At 59.7% G+C, this 12,068-nt stretch carries 15 protein-coding genes and 1 pseudogene; 13 read left to right on the plus strand and 3 right to left on the minus strand.

Annotation, left to right across the window (positions count from 1 at the left end; all coding sequences use genetic code 11):
* Both NKJ20_RS33080 and NKJ20_RS33085 read left to right on the plus strand, forming a co-directional pair.
* The coding region (locus NKJ20_RS33080; protein WP_352749796.1) for a helix-turn-helix domain-containing protein at nucleotides 1-320 on the plus strand (320 nt) is incomplete at its 5' end.
* A 614-nt stretch (nucleotides 321-934) separates the two neighbouring features.
* On the plus strand, nucleotides 935-2,026 hold the full coding sequence (locus tag NKJ20_RS33085; protein WP_352749797.1) for a YihY/virulence factor BrkB family protein: 1,092 nt from the start codon (nucleotides 935-937) through the stop codon (nucleotides 2,024-2,026).
* Nucleotides 2,027-2,138: 112 nt separating this feature from the next.
* Here the strand turns inward: NKJ20_RS33085 and NKJ20_RS33090 are convergent, their stop codons facing one another.
* Nucleotides 2,139-2,429, minus strand: a complete 291-nt coding sequence (locus NKJ20_RS33090; protein WP_352450343.1) for a hypothetical protein — start codon at nucleotides 2,427-2,429, stop codon at nucleotides 2,139-2,141.
* A gap of 950 nt (nucleotides 2,430-3,379) precedes the next feature.
* On the opposite strand from NKJ20_RS33090, the gene NKJ20_RS33095 reads away from it, so the two are divergent.
* The 5 genes from NKJ20_RS33095 (at nucleotide 3,380) to NKJ20_RS33115 (ending at nucleotide 6,463) form a co-directional block, all read left to right on the plus strand.
* The gene (locus tag NKJ20_RS33095; protein WP_352749799.1) at nucleotides 3,380-3,583 is read left to right on the plus strand and encodes a hypothetical protein; all 204 of its coding nucleotides are present in this window, start codon (nucleotides 3,380-3,382) and stop codon (nucleotides 3,581-3,583) included.
* A 307-nt stretch (nucleotides 3,584-3,890) separates the two neighbouring features.
* A complete protein-coding gene (locus NKJ20_RS33100; RefSeq protein ID WP_352749800.1) occupies nucleotides 3,891-4,436 on the plus strand; it encodes a hypothetical protein in 546 nt (181 codons plus the stop codon).
* Nucleotides 4,426-4,821, plus strand: coding sequence for a phage holin family protein (locus NKJ20_RS33105; RefSeq protein ID WP_352450346.1), 396 nt, complete (start codon nucleotides 4,426-4,428; stop codon nucleotides 4,819-4,821). The genes NKJ20_RS33100 and NKJ20_RS33105 overlap by 11 nt, the downstream gene beginning before the upstream one ends.
* Nucleotides 4,818-5,717: a hypothetical protein gene (locus tag NKJ20_RS33110; protein ID WP_352749802.1), complete on the plus strand. Its 900-nt coding sequence runs from the start codon at nucleotides 4,818-4,820 to the stop codon at nucleotides 5,715-5,717. Before NKJ20_RS33105 ends, NKJ20_RS33110 begins: the two co-directional genes overlap by 4 nt.
* Nucleotides 5,717-6,463 carry a hypothetical protein gene (locus NKJ20_RS33115; protein WP_352450348.1) on the plus strand — a complete coding sequence of 249 codons (747 nt, stop codon included), beginning with the start codon at nucleotides 5,717-5,719 and terminating at the stop codon, nucleotides 6,461-6,463. Before NKJ20_RS33110 ends, NKJ20_RS33115 begins: the two co-directional genes overlap by 1 nt.
* Before the next feature lie 108 nt (nucleotides 6,464-6,571).
* Here the strand turns inward: NKJ20_RS33115 and NKJ20_RS33120 are convergent, their stop codons facing one another.
* A complete protein-coding gene (locus tag NKJ20_RS33120) occupies nucleotides 6,572-7,081 on the minus strand; it encodes a ferritin-like domain-containing protein (protein ID WP_352450349.1) in 510 nt (169 codons plus the stop codon).
* Nucleotides 7,074-7,631 (minus strand): DUF4142 domain-containing protein, encoded by a 558-nt coding sequence (locus tag NKJ20_RS33125; RefSeq protein WP_352450350.1) that lies wholly within the window; start codon nucleotides 7,629-7,631, stop codon nucleotides 7,074-7,076. The genes NKJ20_RS33120 and NKJ20_RS33125 overlap by 8 nt, the downstream gene beginning before the upstream one ends.
* A gap of 233 nt (nucleotides 7,632-7,864) precedes the next feature.
* Here NKJ20_RS33125 and NKJ20_RS33130 point away from each other — a divergent pair.
* The 6 genes and pseudogenes from NKJ20_RS33130 to NKJ20_RS33155 form a co-directional block, all read left to right on the plus strand.
* Nucleotides 7,865-8,253: pseudogene (locus tag NKJ20_RS33130) on the plus strand (IS6 family transposase); the annotation flags it as partial.
* 148 nt (nucleotides 8,254-8,401) lie between these two features.
* Nucleotides 8,402-8,620, plus strand: a complete 219-nt coding sequence (locus NKJ20_RS33135; protein WP_352749804.1) for a hypothetical protein — start codon at nucleotides 8,402-8,404, stop codon at nucleotides 8,618-8,620.
* A gap of 668 nt (nucleotides 8,621-9,288) precedes the next feature.
* Nucleotides 9,289-9,516 carry a hypothetical protein gene (locus tag NKJ20_RS33140; protein WP_352450352.1) on the plus strand — a complete coding sequence of 76 codons (228 nt, stop codon included), beginning with the start codon at nucleotides 9,289-9,291 and terminating at the stop codon, nucleotides 9,514-9,516.
* Nucleotides 9,517-9,872: 356 nt separating this feature from the next.
* A complete protein-coding gene (locus NKJ20_RS33145; RefSeq protein ID WP_352748782.1) occupies nucleotides 9,873-10,115 on the plus strand; it encodes a DUF982 domain-containing protein in 243 nt (80 codons plus the stop codon).
* Between the two features lie 459 nt (nucleotides 10,116-10,574).
* On the plus strand, nucleotides 10,575-10,757 hold the full coding sequence (locus NKJ20_RS33150) for a hypothetical protein (RefSeq protein ID WP_352749806.1): 183 nt from the start codon (nucleotides 10,575-10,577) through the stop codon (nucleotides 10,755-10,757).
* A gap of 917 nt (nucleotides 10,758-11,674) precedes the next feature.
* Nucleotides 11,675-12,068 (plus strand): thermonuclease family protein (locus NKJ20_RS33155; protein WP_352749808.1); only part of this gene is annotated, 394 nt, incomplete at its 3' end.

The following is a 12,068-nucleotide window of genomic DNA, read 5'->3' on the forward strand; positions in this document are numbered from 1 at the left end:
CGACTTTTGCCTGGATGCTGCTTGAGCATCTGTCTGCCCAGCTCCGGCGCATGACCGAGCGGGTATTCGAATACAGCACTCTGGTCGTGCGAAAACGGCTGATCGTCGAGCTCCTGCATCGGGCGGAGAAAGCCGCACTCGTGGACGGCGAGGTGTCCATAAGCCCGGCACCGACGCATTCCGAGCTGGCGGCAACGATGAGCACGCACAGGGAAGCGGTCTCGCGCGAAATGAGCGATCGCCTGATCGAAAAGCGCGGCAGCAGGTTATTGCTGCATGACGTCTCGGCACTACGGGCGCTGGTCGACAAGAAGGAATAGCGAAGGCTGTCGCCGCGGCGGGGGCACCGCACGTTTCATACTCCTCGGCCGCAAGTGATTATTCGTTCCGGCGAGGAGAATCTGCGCCATGCCTCGCTGCAGGATTTTCGGGAGGAAGACTAGGGTAAAACTCAGTCATTCTGGCTATGCCGCGAATGGCCGAGATGGGTTAATTGCGGGCAACGGCGAGACTGGACTGAAGGGCAGCTCAGGGTCATGGCGGTGAATTGACCCGGAGCAAGCGAGCTTCCGCTTAGCGTCGATTCCGGCGGCCTGGTTTTCGCAAAAAGTCCCGGATTAAAGATTAAAGCGACTGTTTTGCGTCTGATTTTTGCACCGTCCGACAATGGGCAGTTTCGCTACCACCACAACCAAACGGTTGCTGCGGCGTATTTCTGACCCAGCCTATGGGGCTATCCGCTTGCCCTAATCCTATGGGGCTATCCGCTTGCCCTAATTCTGAGCCAGATGCCATGAGGTATACCCAAACGGCCATCGAGAGGCGTTCATGACCGACCGCGAAGTAGAGCCGCGCGCGGGGTCTCGGCAGTTGCAGCTTGCATCCTTTGGCCGACCTGCACGTTACATGACGAATAGACAGGCGGACCGGAGCCATGGCAAACGAGAAGCCCAACAATTTCCACGCAAAACAGGTGCATAGCGGGCGGCGGGCGCAGCAGCCGGGCCGCGGGCGAGATGCGGTGCGGCCCACGCAGATTCCGACCAAAGGCTGGAAAGACATCCTTTGGCGGGTGATAGCTGAAGTAAGCGATGACCGAGTCCCACTGATCGCAGCAGGAACCACGTTCTACCTGCTTCTGGCGCTGTTTCCTGCACTTGCCGCCTTCGTTTCGATTTACGGCTTCGTCGCCGATCCCAAAACAATCGCCGAGCACATCGCTTTCCTCAGCGGCGTTCTACCGTCGGGCGGGCTCGATCTTATCCGGTCACAGCTTGGATCCCTTGCCCAACAGAATACCGGCACTTTGACCTTCGGCTTCATCTTGGGCCTCGCCGTCGCGCTCTGGAGCGCCAACAACGGCATCAAGATCATCTTCGAAGCCATGAACATCGCCTATGAGGAGACCGAAAAGCGCAGCGTCGTCCGGTTGAATCTGCTGGCCTTGGCCTTCACGCTCGGCGCCATCTTCATCGGCATCGCGTTCCTGGTCTCGGTCGGGCTTGTCCCTGCGGCGCTCGCGCTCCTCAATCTGGGCAGCTGGACGGAGACACTGATAAAAATCCTGCGCTGGCCCGTGATGCTGGTCGCGGTGGCGGCAGGTATCACGCTTATCTACCGCTACGGTCCCAGCCGCGAGAAAGCGACGTGGCGGTGGCTGACTTGGGGCGCCGGCCTCGCGACGGTCGTGTGGCTTGCCGCCTCGATCGGGTTTTCCTTCTATCTCGAGAATTTCGCCAACTATAACGCGACGTATGGGACGCTCGGCGCCGTCATCGGCTTCATGATGTGGACCTGGATCTCAGTCATGATCCTGATCGTCGGAGCCGAGCTCAACTCCGAGATGGAACACCAGACGGCCAAGGACACCACGACCGGCGCGCCGCAGCCGATCGGCGCGCGAGGTGCCGCGATGGCCGACACGCTGGGCCGCTCGGCCGAACGGAGCGGCGCCGAAAGCGCATCAAGTCGCGGAGAACGAGGGTTTACACAAACAGAACTTCCGGCCCCGATCACTCGTGAATAGCGCTTCGAACGCCAAACCGCCGGCTGCGGACGAAGCGGCTGTCGAGGCGCGAGCCGGCGACTGGTTGCAGCAAAACGGGGAGCGCACAGGCGTGATGGGGTCGGTTTGGATGTCACCGAGACTTGCGGACTGTCGCTGTCGGCCCACGTGATAGTGCTTCGATATCGGCACTGACGAGCCCTCCGCCTTCGATCCGAACCGTCAACCTGCCCTTCGCGTCATCGATCCGCCTCACAAATCCTGTGATGTCGACCTTCTGGCCGGCCTTTGCTCTGGTCGGTGTGTCGATTGAAAAGGGGAAGCTGTAAGAGGGTATGCTCACGCTCGACATGCCGTTGTCCAAAACCTTCAGGATTGTGATGGAGAGCGAAACTTCATCGTCGACTTTCATACTCGCGGGCATGGCCTAAGCCTCCATCTCAAGCGGCTCGTGCTCGATCTTTTGGTGCCAGACCACCTGGCGCAGGTCGCGCATGCCACAGCCTGTCCGCACCGTGGGCAGATATAGAAATGGCAGGCCTCATGCTCGGCGGCTGTTCCGTGCCGTCTGTTGACAATCGGCGGGCCAAGCTCCGATAGCTGTCACTTCCACTAAACATTCAATTTTGCTAAAATGTTCCGCAACCTAAGTCGGGCGGTCGCGATTTAGTTCGCACCTGTGGCGTGGGGTTCAGATGCCGACCCTGGGTTGACCATCCTCCCGAGGATAAAGATTGAATTCACGCGGCCAAGTTCGACGGCTACCGCACGCAGATCATAAAAGACGCCGACGGCCTCCGCTTCTTAACCCGCCGGGGCGTGGTGTCTCAGTTTGAATTTCGGCTTGACGACCCGACTTACCGCCACGTGCGGACGTTCGCCAGTGTCGATGTCGGTCGTTGACCAGCGACGCGGACGCTATAGTTCGGTCAAGGGGTCCAACTACGAAAGGAGAAAGCTCATCGATCCCGCGATCTGGATAACATTCGTTCGAACGGTCATCATACTGCAGATGCCATCGAGGTCTGATAACATGCTGGTGATGGCGCGTGGATTGGACAGGGCGCCGAGTTGGGCTGGGACGACAGCCGGCGCGGGCGTGATGCAACTTCCCCTTATCGCGGTCGGCGTTCCTAGCTCGTACGAGCGTCCCCGTTTGCTTCGCGACGCTCCAATGGATGGGAGCAGCCTATCTCGTTCGGCTAGGACTACGGCTGATCTTCACGTTCGGGAAGCCCGCAGCCCAGCAGGACCCACGTCAAGTCAGTCGACTTGCGGCAGCCCGGGAAGGAATGATCGCAAACCTAGTGAACCCTTGGCCCAACACCTTCATGATCGCCTCCTCCTCAATTTGTTGATCCGCATGGAGGGCCCGTGAGCCTGCAACAGCTCCTGTTAGACGAAACCCAGAAAATGACGGGCGCGTTAGTATTAGGAACTTATGCCATGGCTTCGGGCAGCATCGGTTCGTGGATCACGACGCGGCCCCGCGTGAAGCTTTGGCAGCAGCGGATCGCAGGCTTCTTCATCGTTGCCCTTGGGTTTCGAATGGCTTTTGGTGGCGGGGCAAGCCGCTAGGTCCCGGTCTCAGCAGTCCGCTTCCACCCACAGCCGAAATTCAAACTGAGACCCTACCGCTGGGGGCATGACTGGACGGCGAAATACCGCCCCTTGGTCCGGGCTGCCACAAGGATCGCTGCCGATAGCTCAATTATCGCGAAGCGAGACCGGTGATAGTTGACTCCTATGAAACAGCCGGGAAGCCAATTTCGTGGAAGCACTTTGGTCTGTGCTGAGACGTATCCGCGCGCAAGGGTAGCTTCTTTGAGCAGCTCCACGGAACTAAAGGGTTTTGCCGCAGTTTTGCCTGTCAATGGAGGAAACCATGAACAGCCAAAACAACGAACGAGAATCCGCGACCAAAACACCTGTTGAGGACATTGCAAACAAGGACATTGGGGCAACCGTGAGCGACGCGGTCTCGAAAGCCTCCGACATGGCTCAACAAGCAGTTGATACGGCCAAGCAGGCGGCCTCGGATAGTGCGTCAACAGTTACCAACCAGGTGAAGGAAATGCTAGACCGTCAGGTCGGCAGCAGTGCCGAGGTGATGGGCCAGCTCGCGAGTTCGACGAAACGCGCAGCCGAGGACCTCGACGAAAGCGCGCCCTTAGTCGCCGGTGTGGTTCGTACGTTTGCGAACAGGATCGATGGTTACGCAGACGATCTGCGGGACCAGTCGGTCGATCAGCTGGTCCGCGCCGCCTCCGATTTGACTAGGCGCCAGCCCGGATTGGTTTTCGGGCTTGCTGCCCTTGCGGGGTTCTTGACATTTCGGACGCTGAAGAGCGCGTCGCCGGCGTCGTCGCGCTCCAATGAGCCCGTGCGCGGGCGCAACCGGCAAGCAGCGAGCGAATTTAATGGCACATGATCAGCTCAAGAATTCCACGCTCCCACGAGCACTATCCGACGCCGCGGCGGATCTTGCCGACCTCGTGCAAAAGGAGCTGCGGCTGGCCCGGGCGGAGCTGTCTGAAAACGTTTTTGCCAAGCTTCGGGCCGGCATCTGGATGTCCGCTGCCGGGGTGCTTGGGCTGATCGCTGGATTGCTGACAGTGCAAGCCGTCGTCTTCTGGATAGCTAGCTTTGGGATCGTAATGCACTGGTCCTGCCTGATCGTTGCCGGCGTCGTGGCCGCAGCTGGAGCGCTCGCCTACTACAAGGGCCGCATGGATGCGCAAAAGGAGATGACGCCCACGCGATCAATCCATCAGATCAAACAGGATATATCGATAACCAAGGAGCATCTAACATGAGCCGCGAAGCGCATACGACCAACATCGGAACGGCGGAATGGCTCATCGGCGCCGCCAAAAACAACCCGGAAGGTCTTCTTCTCGTTGCAGCCGGCTGCGCGCTGTTGATGCGCCGCGGGGGGGCATGGGCCAGCGGCGGCTTTGATCACGCTGATGAAACCCGCGGAAGCAAGGGCCAGCGAAGCGTTCACCCAAGGTCTTCGAACACCGCCGGCCAGAGGCGCCGGTGGAAAAGCATTGAGGAGGACGCTTCGGAGACGGCAGACAATGCACGGGAGCATGCCTCGGACCTCGGCGGCAAGGTCGCGGCCACGGCCAGCGCTTACGCTTCGTCCGCGTCGGAATACGTCGACGAGGCGCGACGCAACGTCACTGAGACATCGGAGCGGGTCGCGCGACGAGCCCAATCAACTTTCCAAGAGACGGTGAACCGCGTAGTCGAAGAGCAGCCACTGACGCTGGCGCTGCTCGGCCTCGCCACAGGGGCAGCTGTCGCTGCAGCCTTCCGCCCCACGGATTTTGAAAAGCGGACACTCGGCCCAGCTGGAGAGCAGTTGACGAACAGCGCCGAGAAAGTCGGCGAACGGTTGAAGGAGTCGACGGTGAAGGCGCGCGAAAGGCTCAGGACCGCTGCCGAGGAGCGCGGCCTTAATGCTGATGGCCTCAAGGATGTCGTGAGCGACGTGGCTGGCGAGTTCGGCAGCACCTTGTCGGGCGAACAGCAAGCCGGGTCGGCTGAGTCGCCGTCGGCGACCTCAGGCGTATCGCGCGGCCAATCGGCCCCGGGTAGCATGGGCCGGTCGATAGATAAATCGGCCAATTCGGATCAGTCACAACGGCCGGGTGCTTCCCGGTCCGGCAGATCCGGCCAGTCCAGCGGAAAGCGAGGTTCGTGATGGGCGAGGCAAATCTCCGCCAACTCGAACACGACGTTGAGGCAGCCCGCGCAAGGCTCGCGGAAGATTTGTCGACGCTGCGCTCGCCAAATACGGTATCCGAGTTTACCGACGAACTGAAGCAAGAGGCGCTCGAGGCCAAGGATGCGCTGGTCGCGAAAGCCAGATCGACCGCGCAGTCGACGGCGCTGGAGATCATCGAGGATCTCAAGGCAAAGGCTGCCGCGAATCCTGGCGCCGCATTGGTAATTGGGGCTGGTCTCGCGTGGCGGTTCCTTCACCGTCCGCCAATCGCGACCGCGTTGATCGGAGCAGGACTATTCAGCCTGTTGCGTACGCCTTCAATTCAGCCGGGCTTGGACGGGCAGGTCGATCATCTCGCTTTCGCCAGAGAGCGCTTGAAGGAGCAATCCGTCGATCTGGCAGAGAAGGTCGGCGAAATGAGCGCCAAGACGGCCGAAACAGTGAAGGAACATGCGGAGGAAGCGGCTGGCGCCGTCAAAGAGAAGGTGCGGAATTTGGGCGCTAAGACGCCGAATCTGCTCGACGAATTGCGGCAGGCCGGCAGCGAGGCCGCCGAGGGGGCAGCCGCTGCCGCCGGTCAAGCGTCATCTGCTGTCCAGGGCGCACTGAGCGATCAGGAGACGCGAGACAAGCTCCTTCTTGGTGCCGCGGGTTTAGCCATCGCGGCTGCGGTAGGTATTGCGTATCAGCGACGGCTTGAGGAGCACGCGGCGGTCGACTAGGCGACAATTCAGCGCCGGAACTCCAGAACTACGGAAGAGCAGCCTGGACGACCCAGTGTCCCGGCTGTCAGGAGCGGGTCGCCTTTCTCGCGCTAACCAACCCGGCCATCACCGCTTGGCGCTGTCGCTGTCGGCGGCGGCCCGCGTCAGGAACGTCTGGGTTGTCTGGCCAAGACGGCTCTTCAGCCACTCCGCCATTGCCTCCTCTTCGCGGAGGTTCTGCTCGCAGGCCTGCACGATTTCGGTCTCGCCCTCGGCGTTGGCCGCCGCGATGAGGATTGTGTAGGAGGCGATTTCCATGTGCTCGAAAGTGTAGCTGGCGAGGGAGCCCTTCATCACCTCATCGCCGGCGAACACGCCGCTGATGGATTGGGCGAGCGCCATGAGCTTGCCACCCGCGTCCTTCACGGTGGACGATCCTTCATCGATACGGTCGAGGCAGGTCTTCAGCCGGGAAGCCTGTTGCCTTGTTTCTTCGAGATGAAGGCGGATGCGCTCGCTCAGCTCCGGATAGCTCTCGATGCGGCTCAACTGTCCAGACAGCATCGTCTCCGCCTGCTCTTCCATCGCGTGGGCATCTCTCAGCCACTGGATCATCCATTCGCGCGATTCAGACATCAGAGGTCTCCTTGTTTGGTGGCATCCAAACCACGAGCGACGAGGATTGTTCCGGCCGCAGGATGGATCTCACGAACATTATTTCGTAGTCGGGCATAAAGCGGCGTCGGCGAGCGATGGGTTCACCAGCTTCGCCCTGATGTCGCGCGTCATCCGCAGATGCTCCAGCCCCGTCGGCAAGACGTCCGAGGCAAAGTGCTGGATGTCGGCATCCTGGCCGGAACCGATCTCCCATTCGAGAAGCTGCACTGTCTTTGATGGTCGAAATCTGGCCGCTGATGTAGGCGAGATCGAAATCGGCACCGGTGAGCTTTTCGAGCCTGGCGTGCTTTTGCTTGTGATCGCTGTCGAGCCCTGCCGGGAGCGGGATCTTGCTGGCCTCGGCGAGCGACTTCAGCCTGTCGTTGGTAGCCGTGTGGTCGTGGACCATGTTGCGGGCGAACTCCTTCACGGCGGCATTTTTGGATTTTCCGGCGAGTTCGCCGAACTGGACCTCGTGTCGCTTGGCAGTTAACCGTAAGAATGCAGTCGTTTCGGTCAGGATTGGCACTTAATTTGAGAACCTGGAAGTTCGGATTCTCAAATTAAATGCCATCGCATTATCGTGAAGGCCGTGCTTCCTTTGAATTTCACACGCACCTTCGGCAAATGCGATGCCGGCAAGTTGCTGGCGTTGATTCTCATTTAAGTGCCAATGGCCTGGCATGATTATCGGTTCCGTCGCAAACTCTCCGTCAAGACCGCATGAGGCATGAAGGCTCTTCAATTGCCGAGGAGCTTGTCATGTTCAAGGGCCGTCATTTCGACCAGTCGGTGATCCTGCTGTGCGTACGCTGGTACCTTGCCTACACTCTCAGCCTGCGCGATCTGGAAGAGATGATGGCCGAACGCGGCTTGAGTGTCGATCATTCCACAGTGCATCGCTGGGTCGTCCGCTTCTCGCCGCAACTGCTGGAGCGCTTCAACCGGCGCAAGCGGACCGTCACCGGCAAGTGGCATGTCGATGAGACCTACATCAAGGTTCGCGGTCGCTGGATGTATCTTTACCGTGCCATCGACAGGGTCGGCGACACGGTCGAGTACTTCTTCAGCGAACACCGCGACCTGTGGCGGCCAAACGCTTCTTGCGCAAGGCGCTTGCGCGGCATGGCCGGCCGGATCGCATCGCCGTTTGACAGATGAAGCCGTTCGCCTGTTCCGGCGCTGTTTTGACAGGGCGCGCATTGGTCATTCGGCCCATCGCGCTTTTCTGCGGCCCGCCGTTTCGCCCGACATCAGGGAACGATATCGCCCCCCATGTATTAGAAACTGATGGACACTATGGAACCCCACGGCCACGGGATAGCGGCCGATATTTTGACATCGGAAGTTGCCAATGCCAGGCAGCGCATTCACCGGACCGAGCTCGCGCTTCAACGCACTGAAGAAATGCTGGCCGAAAATCTCGCGCTGTGCAGCAGGCTACGAACTGCGGTCGAGGCCGCAGACCGCTTGGTGAAGATCGATCCCCGCAGCTTTGAAATACGTGGGGCGGGTTGAACTGGGCAGGCGTTTCATTCGTCGCGACCTTGCGGCACCCTGCCGCAAGAGCCTGCCCTGTTGGCATCACAGCGTGAGCAAACATTGGACAGAAGCATTCCAACGTTCACGATCTGCAACACCGACGCTAGATCGACACGAATCTTCAGTTCAAAGAGCGAGGATTAATGCTGCGGCAAACGAAGGGGTCACGGGGGTCTTCGCGCGAGCCAGTTATCCGATCTCCCGCTCAGAAGTTTCTTCCAAATATTCCGACCTCCTGATGGAACCCATTCGTTGCGGGCGAGTTGCGGCTCATTGGGAGGGACTTCCCGAACATGACAACGAGCAACAAAGCAGACCATCAGTCTGTCGCCGAAGCGTTTCGGAAACTGATCCGTTCCGAAGGCTATCGTCATCACGTACAAACGTTCTTAAATCTGGGGTCGAACCAGAACTGCCGCCAACCCTACAGTCATTACTTGCGGCTATTGATCGGGCCAAACAGGGCCCGACGGAAGAAGGTCCCTAGCCGGCTGGCTGAGCGTCAGGTCCAAAGAGTATAGAGGCTCGCTTCGTGGCTTGTCCCCCTGATTCCCACTCAGAAGTTATCAAACATTCTTCTTGATTTTTCTCGACAGAGGATCATGAATGTTCCCTTGGGTTCTCCCTGAGGTAGGAGGCCTTGTATGAACATTTGGACGAACTGCCGACCCGACAAGGTGACTGCCAAACACCTTGTTCACGAGCTGATCCTACAAGCCCGTCGCGGCCAAATCATCTCCGTCAAAGAGACTATTGCAGCGGTTCGCCGAGACGGGCCACATGTGGCGGAAACTGACTGCGAGCTGGTGGAGCTTATCGTCAATGTTGCCCCAGCCTTTGGCCTGTTCGTCGGGTTCGATCTTCGCGAATAACCGCCTCCTCAACAGGGCGGACCGTGGCGACACGGTCTCGATCAAAGCGGCACTACGCGAAGCTCGGGAGGCTGCGCCTTATTTGGTGGCCTCCGACGAAGAACTAACCGAGGCGATCGTCGAGGCAGCAACTGCCATGGGCCTCTGCGTGGCTTTCGACAGTCGCGAGTAGCTGTCAGCCAACTTCAGTCACTGTGGCACCGCAACGGAGGCGCGCCGTCCTGCGGCATTTTCAATAGGCAGAGGTAATCCACAATTACCTTCGCAAGCTGCTAAATCTGCCTGTAGAACGGAAGCTGCCGGCTGAGCAAAAGTATTTGCTGGAGGAACTTGATCGGGCCGACAAAGAGTGACGTATGGCTCTCCTCTGGTTCAACCCTCCGGTCCCGGTCAAGACCGAGCGTCCCGGGATCATCCACAACGTCAACAACGCCGAGACTGCCGGCGAGGAGCTGATGAAGTGGACCAAGCGTGGCCCTTGCTGGGACCTCGCGGTGCGCGTTTGCATGGCCGTGATTTTCGACGAGATGGAACCTGAGGAGGCCCGCAAGGCATTCCTGGCTGCTGCAAAAGAGGAGGGGACATTACTCCCCCAATGACAAGTAGCTAAATTGGATGCGGTACAAGGTTCTAGGTGCCTCTGACCAACACCGCCCTCGCGAAAGGAGCCCGCCGCCGGTGAGGGAGAGGCGACGGACCCCTCCACAGCGGCTGCACATCCACGAAGAATCCCGCTGCCACCTCTAAACCCGCGATGGCCTACATCGTTCCCTTAGCTGCGGCTAAAGCGGGGTTGGTCGGCGGGCTCTTGCCGCTCTAAGTTCCCCCTTATGGGTCCTCTCTGGTTTTCTCCACCGGTCTACGTGAAGACGAAACGTCCGGGCATTCGCAATGGGGTCAGCCACGTCGAGGGAGCCGCCGAGGAACTCCTGGTCGGAAGCGAAACTGCTGCAGCGGTCGTCGGCCGACGACGCTTCGTGATGTCGAGAAGCCGGCCACACAGATCAAAGTTCCGCTGCAGGCGCCTGCACAACGCTCGCTGCTTTGAAAGCATCCCGATGAGCGACGAGCTGATCCGCCTTGCCGGTGCAATGGAGCCTGTCACGCGCCCCGGCATTCAGCACCATAGGCGCGAGCATCCCGGCTGCGGCAAAAATGCAGGATGGGGTTTCGCCAAACCTAGGAAACCATCGCATTGGTACTGCTTTGAAGACCGTGCTGATGGCGAAGCATTTCTCTAAGGAGCGGATGATCAGAGCGCCGAAACGACCCGACCGCCCTAGGGCAAGGAAGGCGCGTCAACACTCTACGCTACGATTGCTGGCCGCCCGTCGTCACGGCGCATATGCGACGTTCCGTCAGCCGCCGATCGCGTTCCTATCCACGACAATCGCGTGGTGGTACATTCGGTTGATTTGGCGAATGTTTTTTGTCGTCAACTCACCGGGAAACCGGGGAGGTGGTCATGAGAATTATTATCACTCTAGCATGCGTCGCCCTTCTTGCAGGTTGCACAACGGCAGGCCCCCCAGGGCCCCAAGGGCCTGTCGGTCCAAAAGGTCTTCCCGGCAAGCAGGGACCTAAAGGTGCAATGGGGGCTGAGGGTCCGGCGGGGAAGGACGGCGTCGGCGGTTGGGAAATCACGCAGTATTCAAGCGCGAGTGATACAAGCCCAGACAAATCCGCACAGGCTTGGTGTCCCAAGCCAAAAGTCGTCATAGGTGGCGGTGCCAGCGCGTCAAATTCAAATGCTCTAATTTCTAGGAGCTTGCCGGTTACTTCCCCAGCTCCAGGGTGGGTAGCACAAGCGCATGTAGCCGCTACGTCCCCAACAGCTTGGACGCTGACAGCCTACGCCATTTGCGCGCTTGTCAAATAGTCGGCGCTTGGCCGGGCCGGTGAACTTTGCGTTGTCGCGTCTTGGAGACACAAACGGCGTTCTAGTCTTCATCCCAAAAATCCTGCAGCGAGGCGTGCCGAAGGTCTTCCTCGTCCCGGAGGTGTTTCACGCGGACCTTGATGCCCGCTTGCGAAGGCCATAGTTGAGACGGTTGAAAGGCTGAGCCGGTGCCCACCGCGTTGACCAGTTGCCGACCGACTAGTGCAGCTTCTGGACTCTCGCCCGGAATGGCGGCATTCTCTCTTCCGCGAGAGCGGCGTGGGCAAAAGCCACCGTTATCAAGGCGCCAATCAGGCTGACCGCTGGCGAAGGCGCGCCGGCAGAAGAATGCCGTCACGGCGGCTGCCGCGACCCCTCTTGGGGCTGATCTTCCTCGGCGCCGGCACGCTTGCCGCCGCAGTTACCCAATTCGCGATCCAGAGCATCGCCGGCCAACAGAGCACGATAACAAACTGGACAGAACCATTGCCTGGCCACATGGAAGGCCGCGCCTCCGTGATCGATGGCGACACAGTAGAGATTGCAGGCCAAAGGATTCGTTTCAATGGCATCGACGCGCCCGAGAGACGTCAGCACTGCGACGACGCCAAGGGCTTTGACTACCCATGCGGGCGCCGCGCTGCCCAAGCCTTGGACAAGTTCCTGGCAGCTT

It is taken from the genome of Mesorhizobium sp. M0185, from assembly GCF_040322175.1.
Classification (GTDB): domain Bacteria; phylum Pseudomonadota; class Alphaproteobacteria; order Rhizobiales; family Rhizobiaceae; genus Mesorhizobium.

What these genes read in the sequence shown, in the direction of transcription:
- NKJ20_RS33085 (WP_352749797.1), top strand. Translation starts at nt 935, where the DNA reads ATGGCAAACGAGAAGCCCAACAATTTCCACGCAAAACAGGTGCATAGC.
- NKJ20_RS33090 (WP_352450343.1), bottom strand. Translation starts at nt 2,429, where the DNA reads ATGCCCGCGAGTATGAAAGTCGACGATGAAGTTTCGCTCTCCATCACA.
- NKJ20_RS33100 (WP_352749800.1), top strand. Translation starts at nt 3,891, where the DNA reads ATGAACAGCCAAAACAACGAACGAGAATCCGCGACCAAAACACCTGTT.
- NKJ20_RS33105 (WP_352450346.1), top strand. Translation starts at nt 4,426, where the DNA reads ATGGCACATGATCAGCTCAAGAATTCCACGCTCCCACGAGCACTATCC.
- NKJ20_RS33110 (WP_352749802.1), top strand. Translation starts at nt 4,818, where the DNA reads ATGAGCCGCGAAGCGCATACGACCAACATCGGAACGGCGGAATGGCTC.
- NKJ20_RS33115 (WP_352450348.1), top strand. Translation starts at nt 5,717, where the DNA reads ATGGGCGAGGCAAATCTCCGCCAACTCGAACACGACGTTGAGGCAGCC.
- NKJ20_RS33120 (WP_352450349.1), bottom strand. Translation starts at nt 7,081, where the DNA reads ATGTCTGAATCGCGCGAATGGATGATCCAGTGGCTGAGAGATGCCCAC.
- NKJ20_RS33135 (WP_352749804.1), top strand. Translation starts at nt 8,402, where the DNA reads ATGGAACCCCACGGCCACGGGATAGCGGCCGATATTTTGACATCGGAA.
- NKJ20_RS33140 (WP_352450352.1), top strand. Translation starts at nt 9,289, where the DNA reads ATGAACATTTGGACGAACTGCCGACCCGACAAGGTGACTGCCAAACAC.
- NKJ20_RS33145 (WP_352748782.1), top strand. Translation starts at nt 9,873, where the DNA reads ATGGCTCTCCTCTGGTTCAACCCTCCGGTCCCGGTCAAGACCGAGCGT.
- NKJ20_RS33150 (WP_352749806.1), top strand. Translation starts at nt 10,575, where the DNA reads ATGAGCGACGAGCTGATCCGCCTTGCCGGTGCAATGGAGCCTGTCACG.